Consider the following 18,351-nt stretch of genomic DNA (forward strand, 5'->3'; position numbering starts at 1 on the left):
GTTAGTTTAAAACGTTACATAGCTAAAAGCTTGAGGGGAAGAGAGTACATTGTTAGAAATAAAAAGTTTATATAAAAAGCAAAACGATAATGTGATAAATAATATTAGTTTTAAAGTTGAAAAAGGTAATTTAGTAAGTATAGAATCTAGTAGCGAACTTAGTGATATATTAATTAAGCTTATATTAGACAATGAAGTACTAGGAACTGGAGAAATATACATAGAGGGTATAAAACATAGTGAGTATATAAAGAAAAATAAAAAAAATATTGGTGTAGTATTTAGAGAAGAAGGTTTTTATGAGAGGCTTACAGTAGATGAGTATATGAAATACTATAGTGACATAATTGATTCTAAGGTTAATTATAAAGATGTAATGTTAAAATTTTCACTATTAGAGATTGCCAATAAAAAAATAAAAACTTTAAATTATTCTAAAAGAAAAATGCTTAGTTTTGCTAGGGAAATGTTGAAGGGACCTAAGATTCTAATATTTCAGGACCCAATATTTAATATGGATAAAGAGGGAACAAGAATAATATTGGAGAATATTGAAGAGTTATATTCTAAAGGAACAGCAGTATTAGCTATATCCATGTCTTTTAAGGACACAATGTTAATTGGAGGAAAAACTTATATTCTTGATGAAAATGGAATGGAAGAAAATCAAGAGAAAAAAGATGAAGATATTAGTGAATTAAATTATAAAGAAGAAAAAGGTTATTTACATAAAGTTCAAAAAATACCAGCAAAGCTTGATGAAAAAATTTTGTTGTTTGATCCTGTAGAGATAGACTATATAGAAAGTGAATCTGGAATAAGTAATTTAAATGTAAGGGGAGAAAAGTTTCCATGCATGATGTCATTAACAGAACTTGAAAATAATTTAGAGTTTTTTGGTTTTTTCAGATGTCATAGATCTTATATTGTCAATCTTCAAAAAGTAAGGGAAGTAATAACATGGACAAGAAATAGTTATAGTTTAACCTTAGATGATAAGCAAAAAAGTGCTATTCCACTTTCTAAGGGAAAACTAGCAGAATTAAAGAATATTTTAAAAATATAAGTGATCCATTTAGGACAAGATATACTCCAGTCAGCAGAATTTATAATTAGAATACGCTAAAACTGTATTATCTTAGGCTGTAAATTGCACCATTTAACACTAATTTTACTCCTTTCATGGTATTTTTGTAGTTAGTTGATTTGAAATATATGATAATTATATTACTATAAGTAGCAAAACAAAATAATTTAATTTAGATTATTTGTAATGTTGATTAGAAAAGTAATTAATCTTTTATCAAATGTTATAAATAGATTCTGCAAGGAGGAAAATAATTTTGGGAAATATAATTTCTATGAAAAAAGTTAGAAAAGATTTTAACAAAAGTACAGTATTAAAGAATTTAAACCTCGATATTAAAGAAGGAGAAATCTTTGGATTTTTAGGGCCAAGTGGAGCTGGAAAAACTACTACTATAAAGATTCTCACATCACAATTAATACCTACAAGCGGACAAGTAATGGTCCTTGGCGATGAAATATATGTTAAAAATTTAAAGGATTTTAAAGATATAGGCATACTTAGTGATAATAGTGGTTTATATGAAAGGCTTACTGTTAAAGATAATCTTATGTTATTTGCTAATATTAATAAATTACAAGAAAAAGATGTTGATTATGTACTTGAAAATATGAATATGACAGAGTTTAAAAACAAAATTGTTAAAAAATTATCAAAAGGAATGAAGCAAAGAGTAATGCTTGCAAGAGCAATAATTCATAAACCTAAATTATTATTCTTAGATGAACCTACTTCATCTTTAGATCCAGGAACAACTTCAGAAATTCATAGGTTTCTTAGAAAACTTAATGAAGCAGGAACTACTATATTTTTAACTACACATAATATGGAAGAAGCAGATAAACTTTGTGACAGAGTAGCCTTTTTAAATGAAGGAGAGATAGTGGAGATAGGAAAGCCAGAAGAATTAAAATTAAAATATTCAGGAGATGATATACAAGTTAAATTAAAAAGTCAAAACAAATCAGTTATTATAAAAAATAATAAAGAAGGTGCAGAACAAATTAAGTGTTGGATGAAAGAAGAACAAGTTTTATCAATACACTCTATGGAACCAAATTTAGAAGAAATATTTCTGCATTTAACAGGGAGGGAAATTTAATGAATTTTTCAATGAGAAGAGTAAATGCATTATTTAAGAAAGAAGCAAAGGATTTATCAAAAAATATAAATGTTTTATTTATGTGTTTACTTCCAATGATTTTTTGCATTATGTATTCAAAACTTTTTTGTGATTCACAAGAAGGTAAATTATATATTTTAAATATGTGTTTAAATATGAATTTTGTATTAGTGTCAGGCCTTACAATTGCAATGATGATTGCAGAAGAAAAGGAAAAAAATACTTTAAGAACATTAATGTTAGCATGTGTTTCACCATTAGAATTTCTAGTTGGAAAAGCTATTATAATATTATTACTTTCACTTGGAACTAACATACTAATGTTTTTTATTATAGGCATGGAATTTTCGTATCTAGGACATTTTATTTTTATAACAACCCTAGTGGTTATATCTATGATGGAATTTGGGGCAGTAGTAGGAATTATAGCAGAAAATCAAATGAGTACAGGGACTATAGGAATGCCTTTTTTTATGATTATCTTAATCATACCTCTTTTTGCAAAAATAAATGATGCTTGTAAAATAGTAGCTAATTTTTTACCCAATTGTAATATGGAAATATTGCTAAATAGAATTTTTACTAATGAGCATATAAACATGAACTTTACTTATAGTATAGCAATAATTTTGGGCTGGATAATAATGGGGGCAGGAGTCTTCGCTTACGCTTATAGTAAGAAAAGATTAGATTAGTAAGAATAAAAATATAGACTAATCTGTTGAGTTAATATGAAAAAATAAATTAATATTTTATAGAATTAAGGAGAAATGAATTATGAAAAGAATAGGAATGAAATTAATAGCATTAGTTTTATTAATGACAACAATATTTTTAACACCATGTGGTGTTTTAGCTAGTGAAGCAATATCAAATGAACCAACAAAAGGTTTTATTTGGGAAGCAACTAAGGGTGATAATTCTATATATCTTGTTGGGACAATGCACCCAGCACCCAATAATGTAAATTTCTTTAATGATAAAATTAATAATATTATTAAAGAAACAGATGGACTTGCAACAGAAATTGATTTAACAGACGAAAAAAATATAAAAGAGTTACAAGATTATGTGACTAATAATTTTTCTTTAAAGAATGGTGAAATTAAAGATTTACTAGTAGGTGATGAAGAAAAAATACTTTGTAATATCCTTCTTGACTATAAACTTACATATAATGATATTAGTAAGTTAAATTCCAATGGATTAATAATGGCTTTGTGTAATCAAAGTTATACTTTGAATGAATTTACAGGTCCTATGTTTGATTTATTATTACAACAAAAATATAAGGAGTTAAACAAAGAAGTTATAGGTCTTGAAAGTGTGAAAGAACAGATGGGGACTCTAGGCACTGATATGGATAGTTTGAAAAAATATATTGATAAATATGATAGAAATCTTATAAAAGAAGAAAGTAAATATGCAAATGAACTTTTTGAAGGTTATAAAAATGGTGATTTTAATGTTGCTGAACAAGCTATAAAGAAACATCAAGAAAATATAGATTCATATAAAAAGCTTATTGTAGATAGAAATATTAAAATGGCTGATAAAATTGAAAAGTTATCTAAAAGCAGTAAGAAATATGTAGTAGCTGTTGGATATCTTCATTATTTTGGAGAGGATAGTATAATTAAACTTTTAGAGAAAAAAGGATATACAGTAAAATCTCTTAATTAAGATAGTTTTATAAGTAGTTTGCAATTTATTTTTGCTAACAATTAAATTTAATTGTTATTTTATAATCTAATTTCACAATAAAATAGAGCAAAATAAAAAGATGTTGTTACAGTATACTGATACCTATAGATTTCACACTTAGAAAAAAGTGTTTGGTCTGTAGGTATTTTTTTATAATTAAATGATCAATAAGAGCAAGATAATTAGGCAGATTAACTAATTAATGGGTGAGTATGGATCTGAGAGGGGGAAGTTCGTGAGGCCTTTTCATTTTTAATTATATAAAATATAGAAGGATATTGTATTACATAGGAGAATAATGTATTATATTGTAGAATAATAAGGAATTACAGGTAATCAGAATAATTTTTTTAATGTTATAAAATTTAATATTAAAAAAGAAAAAAATATAATTAATATATGGAGGAATGTTTATGGATTATAAGAAAAATTTAGAGTTAAAGAACAAGATTATGCTAGTAGGGTTTCTACTTTCGGTAATATTAAGGACAATTTTTGATATTTGTCTAAATATAGAACCGAAATTTATAATGATATTAGTTGTTTTTTCAATTCCATTATGTTTAGTGGATGTTATTTTAATAAAAAAGAAATACATTATTCAAACTATGTATTACACTATATTTATGTATATACTTATTATATTTATAATGTTTATATCAGAACCAAGCATAGCCAATTTTGTTTTAATTTATTATGGTATTATTTTAATAAGTGTATACCAAGATTTAAGAGCAATGATAATAGAAGCAATAGCCAGTGTAGGCCTTATATTATATTTCTTTTTAAACTATAAAGCTACTTTATTTGCTTCTGTAGGATATGAAGAATTAGCATTTTATGTATTATACGTTGTAGCAGGATCAGTTATATTATCTATTAATGCCATTATGACAAAAACTATCTATAAAAATTTGGCAGAAAATTATAAAATTGTTGAGGAATCTAAATCTAATTCTGAAGTTTTATTAAATAAAATATACAATACAATAAAAACTTTAACATTAGCTAACAAAAAAATTAAAGGTGGAATTTCCACAACAGGTCAAATAGCAGAAGAAATTACAACTTCTACAAATGATGTTGCTAATAAAGCAACAAAAGAAGTAGAGATAATGAATAATATGAAATCAGTAATTACAGTGGGGGTAGAAAAAGTAGAGGAAGTTACAAGAGCAATTAAGACAATGGAAGAATTATCAATATCTACAGAAAGTGTTGTTTTAGAAGGTACCAATAAAGTAGACAACCTATCATCAGAAATGAATAATTTAAATGTAAAGATTATAAGTGTAGTAAATTTAATAAATGAATTGAGTAAAGAAAATACAAAAATAGTACAGATTATTAATACAATAAATGAAATATCAGATCAAACTAATTTATTAGCACTTAATGCATCAATAGAAGCAGCAAGAGCAGGAGAACAGGGAAAAGGCTTTGCAGTAGTTGCAGAAGAAGTAAGAAAACTTGCGGAAGATTCAAAAGCATCTACTAATGAAGTAGAACTAATATTAAATAATATTTCTGATAAAACAAGAGTAGTATCTGATGAAGTATTAAATGAACAAAAATCTATTGAGTTATGTAATACACACACTAATGATGTTAAGAATTTATTTGAAAATATAAATAAAAATACTTCAAATGTATTAAATCACTCAAAGAATGTTAGCTATCAATCTGTTGTATTAGAAGATTCAATGAAGAATACATTAAATTCAGTAAATAATATTAGTGAAGATGTAGAAACTACAGCAACAGCTATGGAAGAGATATTTGCTGCGATTGATGAACTTAATAATAGTATAGCGGATATAACTAGTAGCTATAATGATATTGATGATACATGTAACGAATTAAATTCTATACAATTTTAGAATAATTGAAACATTTATTCAACATAATGAAATAGTAGATAGTTTTGTGTAAAAACGAAACTATCTACTATTTTTTAAAAATTGTATTAGCCTTAATTTACGATGTTTATTATAATAATTAACTCATAAACTCCGCTATATTTTCAGCTAAAATTCAATACTGTACTCATAATAATCCATTACAGACTTTTCCTCAAAACCACAAGCTTTATATAAATTTAGTGCAGTATTGTTTTTACAGTCCACATCTAATTCTATTTTATTTCGTTTTTATAAGTTATAAACTACATTAAATCTATTAGGATTATAATATCCCTCTATAATTTTCCAATCTTTAAAATCATTCATATTATATAATAGGTGTTCTTCCCTATGTGATGTAATTGGTAGATCGCCAATTAGAATTGCTTTTTTAGCAACTCTTTTCATTTCATTAATTGCTTTTTTAGCGTATTCTTGATTTGGAAAATAATGAAATGCACCAAAACAAAAAACTTTATCAAATGTTTTATCTTTAAATATTAAGTCATTAGCTTCTCCTGTTAAAACTGAATTATTAAGTAGCTCAATATGTTTTTTTACAAGAGAACTAGAATAATCAACCCCAACATATTCTTTACATTTTATATATTGTGCTAATCCTCCAGCACCACATGCAACTTCTAAAACTCTATCAGTTTCTTTTATGTCTAATTCTTTAATAATATTTTTTGCTATTTCTGCTACATTTGCAGTAGTATCTTCATATCCATCTAATACCTCTAAGGACTTTGTTGTATCTCGTCCCTTTCTTTCCCAAACTTCTTTCCAATAAGTCATGTCTTCCATATTTTTTTCCTCCCATTTTTAATTAAAATTTTCTTAAAGTAATTTGATTTATCCAATCGCTATCACTGCTAACACCTAGATTTTCTATCAAAGTAGGAGACTAGGTACTCATTGATAGTATAAGTACTGATACTTGCCTGAATAAGTTCTTCTAAGATTCAGATGGAGAGAGTCTTTATCATAAGCAAACTTCACCTAAACTTAATAATTACTTGATAAAGTATAATAAAATTTGTTCTAATCAGGCAGTTCATTTTATGAACAACTTTAGTTTATCACCGTTCATTGTTCACTTCAATAAGTTCATCAAAAATTTTTAAATTTATTAATAGATATATATTTTTATAATTTATATATTCACATGCTAAGTGTATTCATGATATTATTAGGCATATGAAATAAAATAATAAGTCAGTGATGAGACGAACATTTTGTCTTAAAACCAGGTATCCCTTTAGGATATAAATTCAACTCAATTCATCTGTAGTATAAAAACTCTAGATGAAAAGTTTCACTTTATATCAGTCAAGGAAAAAATCAGATTATAAATAAATAGAAATTTAGAGGAGATGTATATGAAATTTTTAAGAAATATTTTACAATTGATTTTAATTGTAATTATAACAATAGGTTGTAAAGAAATAGCTAATTTTTTGAATTCTAAGAATTGGACAATAGCAGTCACTATTATATATGTAGGTATATTAGTTTACATATTATTAAAAGACCTTTTTATAGCTAAAAGAAAAGATAAAATGATAAGAATAGCAGGAGAAGAAGGAGAGTCAAAGGTTAAGAATGTATTAAAAAGTTTGGATAAGAAGAGTTATAAAGTAATGAGTGGATTTTATTTAAAAGGAAATAGTTTAACTCAAGAACTAGATAGCATAGTGATTTCAAAAAAAGGTATTTTTAATATAGAGGTTAAGAATTTCTCAGGAAATATTACAATTAATAAATCTGGAGAATGGACAAGAATAAAGAATAACAAAGTAGAAACTCTTAAAAATCCTAAAGAACAAGTGGAAAGGCATCATAAGGTTATAAAAGAGGTTGTTGGAAGCGAAGTAAAAGTAGTAGATATTTTAGTAATTGCAAATAATAAAGCTACTTTATCAATAAAAGGGAATACTAATTTTAAGATTTTATTGTATGAAGAATTAGATGAGTATATTAATAATTATAAAAGTGATTCATCTTACAATATGGAGGAATTAGAAAAGAAGATACTTAAGAGAAAAACAGGGGATAGTTCTATAATGGGATATAAAGAAAAAACAAATAGAACTTCATTTGACAAGATAGTATTTTATACAAAGTGCATATGTGTTGCCTCTTGTGTTATATATTTTTTATGGAATATAATATATAAGTTTAACTAATTTATTCTATTAGGCACTTTAAAAAATAACAATCCAATAGACTAACATATTGATTAGGCACACTCAAAAAAATAACAAGTCCATCTGCCAAGCCTATTTTCCATCATGCTGCGTCAGCAGATTGCCCTAATAGGCCCGCTATGAGACCAATCTGCTTTCTTGCTTGATGAAAAATAATCATGGCATTTTGGACTTGTTATTTTCTTTCATGTGCCTTAGTTAATTTTTAATATATAGACTTGATACTAAAAAGTAATTAAGGAGTACATTATGAAGACAGATATATTTACAATTAGCGAGATAATAACTATTGTTATGGATTTAGTTGATAAATTAAAGACTTATGAATTATATGGATTTGAAGATGAAAGTGAATTACATATTCCAAAACCAATAAATGATAAATTAGAAAGTTTAGATTTTAGCGATTATAATAATTTTATAAGTAAGTGCTCTGAGATAGCAGAAGAAATTTTGTCTATAAAAACTGGGGAACTTAATGAATTAAATTATTGTCATGAACAAATAACTTTTTTAGCAGAGGACATGCTGAAAAGCTATATTAGAGCACATGAAGGAAAATAATAAACTCAATATACAAGCACATTGGTCTATTATTAATATCATTTCATTATTGCATAAAAACTTTTTGAAAAATTTCAACAAATTATCTCCTTTACAATATTCATGTAAATAGGTATGAATTTTATAGCTTAATCATACAAGGGGCTGTCTCATAATACAAATCATTTACTGATATGATGTATATTCAAAAAAGAAATAGAAATAACATTAGCGAAACTTTTCTAGTCTTCTTTAATAAATGTTATTTCTATTTCTTTGTTATTACTTCACTTAGTAATTCTGAGACAGCCCCTTCATTAACTAAGCAATCTTAGCATTGTAATTTTCAGCAAGTAAATTCATATTTTTTACTAAAATGTACATACCAATAAATGGCCCAAGACCACATAACATAGATCCTATTAACATCCATAATAAAATTGTTGAACCGCCTTCACTAATTATAACACTGTTGCGATTACCAACTCTTTGCATTTTATCACCAATATTGTAAGACCATACAAAAGTATAAATTCCACAAGTTATAATTGAAAGTAATATAACTATTATGTAATTTGGAAGTGGTTTTCCTTCACCTTCACATATTTTATTAACATCTTCATTAAAAGTATACCAAAAAATAATTCCGTAAATTCCAAGTGTAATTATACTTAGCAAAATAAGTAATCCAAAGCTTCTCTTTTTAATCATGTATAAACACTCCTTTCTAGTTATTAACAAAAATTCTACATAATTCTACCATAAACCCCTTTAAAGTTCAATATTGCTTTCTTTTAGACAAAACCATAATAGGATTTAGTTATTATTTATTTACTGAGTTAGTAATTTCCTTGAAGTGTTTATAATTTAATCGTATGCTATTTAGAATTATAATTCAATAAAAAGAGCCAGTTTTAATTAAACTGACTACTTTTCTAGAATTATTATACAATTTTAGTTGTCCAATCCTCACAATTCCAAGTTTCTGTTATTATATCTTTATAAAACTCAGGTTCATGTGATACTAAAAGTATGGTACCTTTATATTCTTTAAGTGCTCTCTTAAGTTCATCTTTTGCATCAACATCTAAATGATTAGTAGGCTCATCTAAGATAAGAATATTTGTTTCATTATTTAAGATTTTGCAAAGTCTTACTTTTGCAGCTTCTCCACCTGATAAAACTCTTATTTGAGATTCAATTTGTTTACTTGTTAATCCACATTTGGCAAGTACAGATCTTATTTGATATTGAGTATAACCAGGAAACTCTTGCCAAACTTCATCTATACAAGTATTAGTATTATTTGTTCTATCTTCTTGTTCAAAGTATCCTATATATTGGTAATCACCAAGTTCTGCATCTCCACTTATAGGTTTGACTATTCCAAGTAAACTTTTTAAAAGAGTTGATTTACCAAGTCCATTAGCTCCAACAAGAGCTATTTTTTGTCCTCTTTCCATATATAAATTTAATGGTTTTGTAAGAGGGGAGTCATATCCTATAACTAAATCGTGAGTTTCAAATATAACTTTTCCAGCTGCTCTAGCTTGTTTAAAACTAAACTCAGGTTTTGGTTTTTCTTTTGAAAGTTCTATTACTTCCATCTTATCTAATTTCTTTTGTCTAGATTTAGCCATATTTGCAGTAGCGGCATTAGCTTTGTTTCTAGCAACGAAATCTTCAAGTCTTGCAATCTCTTTTTGTTGCTTTTCAAAAGCAGCTTCCATTTTTTCTTTATGTAGTGCATGTATTCTTTCGAATTCATGATAATCTCCAACGTATCTAGTAAGTTTTCTTTCTTCTACATGATATATTAAATTTATTACTGAGTTTAAGAATGGAATATCATGTGAAATTAATATAAATGCATTCTCATAACTTTGAAGATATCTTTTAAGCCATTCTACATGCTCTTCATCCAGATAGTTAGTAGGCTCATCTAAAAGTAATATGTCAGGACATTCAAGTAATAGTTTTCCTAGAAGAATTTTAGTTCTTTGTCCACCGGATAAATCATCAACATCTTTATCTAGTCCTAAATCTAAAAGTCCAAGTCCTTTAGCTACTTCTTCAACTTTTGGATCAATAACATAAAAGCCATTATGATCCAGCATATCTTGAATTATAGCAGTTCTTTCAAGCATTTTATTTAATTCATCTTCATTACAATCGCCCATCTTTTCATATAAGTTGTTCATTTCTTTTTCTAAATCAAAAAGGTATTTAAATGCATCTCTTAATGCATCTTTTATACTTTGACCTTTTGTTAGCGCTGCATGTTGATCCATATAACCAACTCTAACATTATTTGACCAAATAACTTTACCTTCATCAGGAATAAGTTTATTAGTAACTATGTTCATAAATGTTGATTTACCTTCACCATTAGCTCCAACAAGACCAACATGTTCTCCTTTTAATAATCTAAAAGAGACATCTTCAAATATTGCTCTGTCTCCAAAACCATGATTAATATTTTTAACAGTAAGTACGCTCATATAGTCCTCCTAAAGTGTAAGGCATTTATCAAAAAATAACTACTTCATATATAATGATGTTAGTTATTATGTTTGTGGTAATGCCTTATATAATCCAATTTTAAAATATACTTTATATCTTTAATTATTTTAAGTGATGGAAACCCTTTATGTCAAAGTAATTTTTATGGAAAGCATATTAATTTATGATTATAAAGTATACATTATTAATGGTTAAAGTGAAGTACTGTTTAAAATTATTAATATATATAAGTTCTAATTAATATTTTACAGTTAATTTATTATATAGTAATGAAATATAAGTAGTATCTTTAATAGAACATATATATTGAAACAAAACTAATGTTAAAAGTATTAATATGTTTAATTAAATAAAAAATTCTTTGTAAGAAATATATAAATTGGATAAAATAATATATGGATGTCATAGGAAGAAGAGAAAGGAATAGATTTATGGACAATGATAAGAGTAAATCCAAAAAAGATATAATAAATAGATTAAGAAGAATAGAAGGTCAAGTAAAAGGTATACAAGGAATGGTAGAACAAGAGTCATGTTGCACAGATATATTAGTGCAAGTTTCAGCAATAAGATCAGCTATTAATAAAGTAGGCGGATTAATAATAGAAAATTATGCAGGTGAATGTTTAAATATTGACAAAGATGAAAAGCAAGAAGAAATAAAAAAATTAATAAAGACAATGGTCAATTTCACTAAATAAGGCATACATAAAACTTTTTTTGTGTACTGGAAATTCATTAAATCAAAATCGCTTATTTCATAGATAATATTATAAAATACAAAATGATAGAATAACAGGGGGAAAGATAAAAAAGAAAGTTAGAAATAGAGGTCACTAAAAAATCTATACTTTTTTTCAATAGCCTTGGATAAAGAAAGAAGGGGCTGTCTAGTAATACAAATCATTTACTGATATGATGTATATTGAAAAAAGAAATAGAAATAACATTTGTGTAAGAAGCATTGAAAAATAAGCTTAGAGTTTCTTCATTTGAAGTTGTTCCATAAATGATTGTCCTAATGCATATTAGGAGCAATCTTTTATGGGTACAACTTTAAATGTTAGAAACTATTAGTGAAATTTTTCTAGTCTTCTTTAATAAATGTTATTTCTATTTCTTTGTTATTACTTCACTTGGTAATTCTGAGACAGCCCCTTTTAGTTTCAATTTTATATCTTTCTTTAGATTTTTCTTTGAATTTTTTACTTTCTTGAAATTCTATTTTATCTTTATGAAAAGTTGATTTTATTGAAATAGAATAGTTTTTTGACTTAGCTCCATCTGTATAACCCCTTCTTTACTTGAGCATATCTTACGTTTTTCTATATCAAAATAATATGTTTTTGTTTAGTTTGTACCTACATCTTTAACTAGTCTATTTTCCTTTATGTGAATTAATAGGATATTGATAACATTGATAAATATTGATAATTTTATATTAATATGGTAAGATGACTTTAATTCAGTCTATAGTCATAGACTGAATGGACTTTAGTAGGTTATAAATAAAAGTGTGCAGTACATTTTTACATTAATTTAGTGTTTTTTTCTTCATTATTCAACAAGTGATGGAGAAACTTTAAAGTTTATAATAAAACTAAAAGTAAAAGAATTTAATACAAATGAAAATAAATAATATTTATTTATAATTTAGGAGGAAAATGTAAGTGAATACAAATGGAATAAAGAAAAAGAAAAAGAAAATAACAAAGTTTAGACATAAATTAGAAAGTGGTAAAAAAAAGACGAAGAAGTTATCTTTTATTACTGTATTGTCATTTTTATTATTTGAACTTGTCTTTATGGTATGTACATTTCCATTTTTACTTTTATATGGACCGTTTGAAAATGCAAAAAGAATATATGTTGGATCAGCAATGGGTACAATGAATACTCAATATTTAGCTACATGGTTTTTGTCAGATGAAAAAATAGATAGTATTATAGGGAAATCATCATCTGAGACCAAAGATGAAACTACTAATGTTAATGAAGTGAAAATTCCGAAGAATAAGGATGATACTATTGAGCTGTATGATATAACTGATAATCCTAAGTATAAAGGACACTATCTTGTTATAAAGGATTCAACAAGAGTAAAGATAGGAACTAGTTCTAAATTAGAAACAGAGGGTGAGACTACAACTGAAATTGCTGAAAATAGCGGTGCTATTGCTGCTGTTAATGGGGGCGCATTTGTAGATAGGTCTTCAGTTAAGTGGACAGGTACAGGAGCATTTCCAGATGGAATTGTAATTAGTGATGGTAAAAAAGTATGGAATAGTTTGGATGAAGATAGTAAAACAGATTTATTTGCAATAACAAAAGATGGAATATTAATTGTAGGGAAGTATTCAGAAAATCAACTTAAAGAATTAGAAGTTCAAGAAGCATTAAGCTTTGGACCTACACTTGTAGTAAATGGGAAAATGACTGAGATTACTATGGATGGAGGAATAGCACCAAGAACAGCAATTGGACAAAGAGAAGATGGTGCAATAATTCTTTTGGTTATAGATGGACGAAGTCTAACAAGCTTAGGAGCAACGTATAAAGAAGTACAAGAAGTATTATATAAATTAGGTGCCATTAATGCAATTAATTTAGATGGTGGAAAATCTACAACAATGTATTATGATGGAGAGATTATTAATACACCATCAAATAGCATGGGTGAGAGAACAATTCCAACAGCAGTTATTGTTAAGTAAACTAAAGGGGAGCAACAGGATGAAAAAATTTAAAAAAATAATTGTTTGGGCAGTATTATCTTTACTATTACAAACAGGTCTACTATATATATTAAATAATTTTGTGTTTATTAATTCATCAGAATTTAAAAGTAAAAAGATTGAAATTAAAAAAGATAATACAAAAGATATTAATGCAAGTATTCCAAATGATGCAAAGACTGCTAATTTATCATATGATGGAAAATATTTAACATATTTTAAATCGGATACTCTATATATTGAAGATACTAAAACAGCTAACGTGAAGGAAGTTAAAACTGAAAATAATGGAGTAATTATGTACTGTAAATGGTTAGATAACAGAGATATACTTGCAATAGTAGAAAAAGTGAAAAAAAATGGAGTAGAAAAAATTCAACTTATAACATACAATGCTACAAATTCTTCTGAGACTTTTGTACAAGAAATATGCAAGTATGAAAAGAATATGGAAATAAATAATATGACCACATCAGTTCTTACTAACGTGTATTATATACATGTGAATAAAGGTGGTTCAAGAAATGTAGTCTATAGGATAGATAGAAATGATACGTTGAGTAAGATTGATATTAAAACTAATATGTTAGGAAATATGAAAGTAATACCACATGAAGATAGATTAATTTATGAAGACAAGGTAAACGGTAAATTCTTTGTTACAAGTCCTAATAAACAATTAACGTTTAATTCTAATAAGAAATTGACTCTTCTAGGTATTGATAGAAAAGATGTAATATATATGGGTGAGCTTAATGGTGATAAGATAGAAGGTATAGTTTATGGTAAAGTTAGTGAAGATACATCAACTTGGAATAAATTAACTCTTGACTCAGCTGCAAGTATTGATGACTTGTACTTTAGTAATGAAAGTGAAATACTAATTAATAACAATCTTAAAGGAAGCGTTAAAAACTTAACCACTGGTGATGAAATTGAATATGAAGGAAAACTTCTTCAAATAAAAGAAGAGTTTATAGCGACTATTGATAGTAGTGGAAAATTAGTTTATAAGAATTTAAAAGGAAAATAGAAATTAATAAATAGCATTTAACCATAATGGTGAAAGACTTTGAGCGCCTTGGGTGGGCTCAATACTAGTTATAGCAGGGTACTATTTGGATTTATGATAAGTATATTATATAGTACCCTGCTATAACTATTTTTTGAATAACTTTTCTCTTACCTTTTTTAAGTTTATAACTTGTTTTGTAATTGTTGAAACAAATATTATCCCGAGTGCTAATGTTCCAGCTTTGGCTATAGTGTCAAGACCAACTTGAAGAGAACTTATAATATCTCCAGTTATAGTCTCATACATGGTATAATACATCCCCGCTCCAGGGACTAAAGGAATCAATGAACATATTATTATGGTAGTAACTGGGGTCATAAGAATTCTTGCACAGATTTCTGAATAAATACTAAATATAACTGAAGATATAAATAAAGAAAGAATAGTACTAATATTAAAACTTATTAGGAGAGAATAAGAAAACCAACTTAAGCCTCCACCAACAGCAGCAAAAAATAAGTTTCTTCCTTTTATATTAAATATTATTCCAAATCCTAATGATGCTATAAAGGCAAATAAAGTTTCACGAATCATTATGTTATAGCCCCCCAAATTTATTTATAAATATGCTTAAAACAGCACCAGTACCAACAGCTATAGAAACAGCAACCAAGAATGCTTCAGCGGCTTTGGTTATGCCTGCTAAAAAGTCTCCAGCAATAGTGTCTCTAATTGCATTTGTAATTATTAATCCTGGAACCAATAACATTACAGCACCAATAATTGTTTTATCTAAGCTATTACCAAAATTTATCTTTATAAAAATCATAGCTAATAAAGCGGATAAGCCACCACACAAACAATTTATAAAGAACTCATTTATAGTTAATTTTTGACATGTATTAGATACTAATTTTATCACTAATCCAATTAAGGTCGCTACAATAAAATCTTTGTAGTTTCCACCAAAAAGTATAGAAAAGCATCCAGCCGAAATTGCAGACCATGCTAGAGTAGATAATTCAGAATATCTCTCCCCTTTAGATATTTTTAAAAGTTCATTATTGAATTCATCAAGATTTATAGTGGTTGATTGAATTTTCCTAGAAAGAGCATTAATTTTATCTATTTTGTTTAAATCTACACCTCTAGAAGTAACTCGTTTAATTAAAGTTGATACCTCGTTTTTATAAGCAATTGATACCATAATGCCTGTTGGAGTTACAAAACTATCAGCTTGATCAACACCAAAAGAGTTACATATTCTACAAATAGTTTCTTCAACTCTATAAATTTCACCACCACTCTCTAGCATAATTTTACCAGCAAAGGTTGCAACTTGAAGCAATTTATTTAAATCCATGATTTTATCCCTCACATAAAATTTATCTAATGGTTATTATATCTTTTGAATAAGTGTTTTAAAAAACTAAATTGGATAAATATATTCTATATACATAAACTACATTCAAAGTCAAGAATAACTCAATGAAAGTATTATAACATAAAGTGTTTTTATATTATAGGGAGTGTAGCATAATACTACTTATATAATGATTTAATAAAATTATTGGTATATACATGATAGTTTAATTAATATTAGGGGAATAAAAAAATAGTTGATAAATTTACTCAGAAAACTTATAATTTGAATAAGGTCGTTATCAAAAATATACCAAACAGAATAGTTTTGTATATTTCGATAAGTGTTTTATTGATAATGTCTAATAAATATTGGGGTGATAAAATGAATTTTGAAAACATAAGTAGAGAAGACAATGAAATTTATACATTAATTCAAAAGGAATTAATAAGACAACAAAAAGGAATAGAATTAATTGCATCAGAGAATATTGTAAGTCCAGCTGTTATGGAAGCTATGGGTTCATATTTAACTAATAAATATGCTGAAGGATATCCAGGAAAAAGATATTACGGTGGATGTTATGTAGTTGATGAAATAGAACAACTTGCAATTGATAGAGCTAAAAAATTATTTGGAGCAGAACATGCAAATGTTCAACCACATTCAGGTTCACAAGCAAATATGGCTGTATACTTTACAGTATTAAATCCAGGAGACACTGTTTTAGGAATGGATTTAAGCCATGGTGGACATTTAACTCATGGCTCACCAGTCAATTTTTCAGGAAAATTATTTAACTTTGTATCTTATGGAGTAGATAAAGAAACTGAAATGATTGATTATGAAAATGTAAGAATGATTGCTCTTGAAAATAAACCAAAGCTTATAGTTGCAGGTGCAAGTGCATATGCAAGAACTATAGATTTTGCTAAATTTAGAGAAATTGCTGATGAAGTTGGAGCGCTACTTATGGTAGATATGGCTCACATTGCAGGTTTAGTTGCTGCAGGAGTACATCCATCACCAGTACCATATTGTGATTTTGTAACAACAACAACTCATAAGACTTTAAGAGGTCCAAGAGGTGGATTAATTCTTTGCAAAGAAGAATACGCTAAGGCTTTAGATAAGAACATATTCCCTGGAATTCAAGGAGGTCCTTTAGAACATATTATAGCTGCAAAAGCTGTTTGCTTTAAAGAAGCATTAGATCCAAGTTTTAAAGTTTATGCTAAAAATGTAGTTGAAAACTGTATAGAACTTGCAGAAAAGCTTAAACAACATGGATTTAAAATAGTATCAGGTGGAACTGATAATCATGTATTCCTTGTGGATTTAAACAATAAAGAAATAACAGGAAAAGAAGCAGAACATTTATTAGATTCAATAGGAATTACTGCTAATAAAAATACGGTACCAAATGAAACAAGAAGTCCATTTGTAACTTCTGGAATTAGAATTGGTACAGCAGCAATTACAACAAGAGGATTTGAAAAAGGAGATATGGCAGAAATTGCATCTATTATAGATGAAGCTATAGCAAATAGAGAAGGAGATTTATCTCCACTTAAAGTTAGAGTAGAAGCTTTGTGCGATAAACATCCTTTATACCAATAATTAGAAATATTTTTTTAAATAGCAAGTCAGTATGTTAATATATTTGACTTGTTATTTTTTTCATGAGCCTTAAAAAGTTAAACTAAAAATGGGGCTGTCTCAGAATTATCAAGTGAAGTAATAACAAAGAAATAGAAATAACATTTATTAAAGAAGACTAGAAAAATTTCGCTAAGATTTTCTAACATTTAAAGTTGTACCCATAAAAGATTGTTCCTAATATGCATTAGGACAATCATTTATGGAACAACTTCAAATGAAGAAACTCTAAGCTTATTTTTCAATGCTTCTTACACAAATGTTATTTCTATTTTTTTTGAATATACATCATATAATTAAATCATTTGTATTATGATACAGACCATTTTTTTAGTTAGATTTAATGTGAAATATGTCACATTAAATTTTAATGATTTTATATTTTAAAAAAAAAGTATAAGCAAAATATTCTGTCTGTAAGCGAGATAAATACACGTGTATTTTAAAATGGGATAGCTTTGAATACGCTTTACAATTTATGTCATGTA

Annotated in this window: 16 protein-coding genes and 1 pseudogene; 11 read left to right on the forward strand and 6 right to left on the reverse strand. The window is 26.9% G+C overall.

Annotated features, from left to right (window positions below; translation table 11 throughout):
- Positions 1–49: 49 nt before the first annotated feature.
- The 5 genes from BM027_RS09475 (at position 50) to BM027_RS09495 (ending at position 5,794) form a co-directional block, all read left to right on the forward strand.
- Positions 50–1,066, forward strand: a complete 1,017-nt coding sequence (locus tag BM027_RS09475; protein WP_090091214.1) for a LytTR family transcriptional regulator DNA-binding domain-containing protein — start codon at positions 50–52, stop codon at positions 1,064–1,066.
- 277 nt (positions 1,067–1,343) lie between these two features.
- Entirely contained in the window at positions 1,344–2,189 is an 846-nt protein-coding gene (locus BM027_RS09480) for an ABC transporter ATP-binding protein (protein ID WP_090091216.1), read from the forward strand.
- Positions 2,189–2,905: an ABC transporter permease gene (locus tag BM027_RS09485; RefSeq protein WP_090091218.1), complete on the forward strand. Its 717-nt coding sequence runs from the start codon at positions 2,189–2,191 to the stop codon at positions 2,903–2,905. Before BM027_RS09480 ends, BM027_RS09485 begins: the two co-directional genes overlap by 1 nt.
- 82 nt (positions 2,906–2,987) lie before the next feature.
- Positions 2,988–3,893, forward strand: a complete 906-nt coding sequence (locus tag BM027_RS09490) for a TraB/GumN family protein (RefSeq protein WP_090091220.1) — start codon at positions 2,988–2,990, stop codon at positions 3,891–3,893.
- Positions 3,894–4,327: 434 nt separating this feature from the next.
- Positions 4,328–5,794: a methyl-accepting chemotaxis protein gene (locus tag BM027_RS09495; protein ID WP_090091222.1), complete on the forward strand. Its 1,467-nt coding sequence runs from the start codon at positions 4,328–4,330 to the stop codon at positions 5,792–5,794.
- A gap of 270 nt (positions 5,795–6,064) precedes the next feature.
- Here the strand turns inward: BM027_RS09495 and BM027_RS09500 are convergent, their stop codons facing one another.
- Complete coding sequence (locus BM027_RS09500) at positions 6,065–6,622, reverse strand: class I SAM-dependent methyltransferase (RefSeq protein WP_090091224.1); 558 nt, start codon at positions 6,620–6,622, stop codon at positions 6,065–6,067.
- A 575-nt stretch (positions 6,623–7,197) separates the two neighbouring features.
- Between BM027_RS09500 and BM027_RS09505 the strand changes: the two genes are divergently transcribed.
- Both BM027_RS09505 and BM027_RS09510 read left to right on the forward strand, forming a co-directional pair.
- Positions 7,198–8,004 (forward strand): nuclease-related domain-containing protein, encoded by an 807-nt coding sequence (locus BM027_RS09505; RefSeq protein ID WP_175559961.1) that lies wholly within the window; start codon positions 7,198–7,200, stop codon positions 8,002–8,004.
- A 270-nt stretch (positions 8,005–8,274) separates the two neighbouring features.
- On the forward strand, positions 8,275–8,589 hold the full coding sequence (locus tag BM027_RS09510) for a hypothetical protein (protein WP_090091228.1): 315 nt from the start codon (positions 8,275–8,277) through the stop codon (positions 8,587–8,589).
- 300 nt (positions 8,590–8,889) lie between these two features.
- On the opposite strand, the gene BM027_RS09515 is transcribed toward BM027_RS09510, so the two are convergent.
- Positions 8,890–9,279 (reverse strand): DUF4234 domain-containing protein, encoded by a 390-nt coding sequence (locus BM027_RS09515; protein WP_090091230.1) that lies wholly within the window; start codon positions 9,277–9,279, stop codon positions 8,890–8,892.
- 233 nt (positions 9,280–9,512) lie between these two features.
- A complete protein-coding gene (locus BM027_RS09520; protein ID WP_090091232.1) occupies positions 9,513–11,069 on the reverse strand; it encodes an ABC-F family ATP-binding cassette domain-containing protein in 1,557 nt (518 codons plus the stop codon).
- 453 nt (positions 11,070–11,522) lie between these two features.
- On the opposite strand from BM027_RS09520, the gene BM027_RS09525 reads away from it, so the two are divergent.
- Positions 11,523–11,792 carry a metal-sensitive transcriptional regulator gene (locus BM027_RS09525; RefSeq protein WP_090091297.1) on the forward strand — a complete coding sequence of 90 codons (270 nt, stop codon included), beginning with the start codon at positions 11,523–11,525 and terminating at the stop codon, positions 11,790–11,792.
- A 443-nt stretch (positions 11,793–12,235) separates the two neighbouring features.
- On the opposite strand, the pseudogene BM027_RS18525 reads toward BM027_RS09525, so the two are convergent.
- Positions 12,236–12,435, reverse strand: a pseudogene (locus tag BM027_RS18525) (IS5/IS1182 family transposase); the annotation flags it as partial.
- 341 nt (positions 12,436–12,776) lie between these two features.
- On the opposite strand from BM027_RS18525, the gene BM027_RS09530 reads away from it, so the two are divergent.
- Both BM027_RS09530 and BM027_RS09535 read left to right on the forward strand, forming a co-directional pair.
- The gene (locus BM027_RS09530; RefSeq protein ID WP_175559963.1) at positions 12,777–13,805 is read left to right on the forward strand and encodes a phosphodiester glycosidase family protein; all 1,029 of its coding nucleotides are present in this window, start codon (positions 12,777–12,779) and stop codon (positions 13,803–13,805) included.
- 19 nt (positions 13,806–13,824) lie between these two features.
- Positions 13,825–14,859, forward strand: a complete 1,035-nt coding sequence (locus BM027_RS09535; RefSeq protein ID WP_090091234.1) for a dipeptidyl-peptidase IV — start codon at positions 13,825–13,827, stop codon at positions 14,857–14,859.
- A 126-nt stretch (positions 14,860–14,985) separates the two neighbouring features.
- Here BM027_RS09535 and BM027_RS09540 read toward each other — a convergent pair whose 3' ends face one another.
- Both BM027_RS09540 and BM027_RS09545 read right to left on the reverse strand, forming a co-directional pair.
- A complete protein-coding gene (locus BM027_RS09540) occupies positions 14,986–15,435 on the reverse strand; it encodes a threonine/serine exporter family protein (RefSeq protein ID WP_090091236.1) in 450 nt (149 codons plus the stop codon).
- Positions 15,436–15,439: 4 nt separating this feature from the next.
- Positions 15,440–16,204: a threonine/serine exporter family protein gene (locus BM027_RS09545; protein WP_090091238.1), complete on the reverse strand. Its 765-nt coding sequence runs from the start codon at positions 16,202–16,204 to the stop codon at positions 15,440–15,442.
- 384 nt (positions 16,205–16,588) lie between these two features.
- On the opposite strand from BM027_RS09545, the gene glyA reads away from it, so the two are divergent.
- Entirely contained in the window at positions 16,589–17,824 is a 1,236-nt protein-coding gene (glyA, locus tag BM027_RS09550) for a serine hydroxymethyltransferase (RefSeq protein WP_090091240.1), read from the forward strand.
- Positions 17,825–18,351 lie beyond the last annotated feature (527 nt).

It is taken from the genome of Clostridium uliginosum, assembly GCF_900112485.1.
GTDB lineage: Bacteria > Bacillota > Clostridia > Clostridiales > Clostridiaceae > Clostridium > Clostridium uliginosum.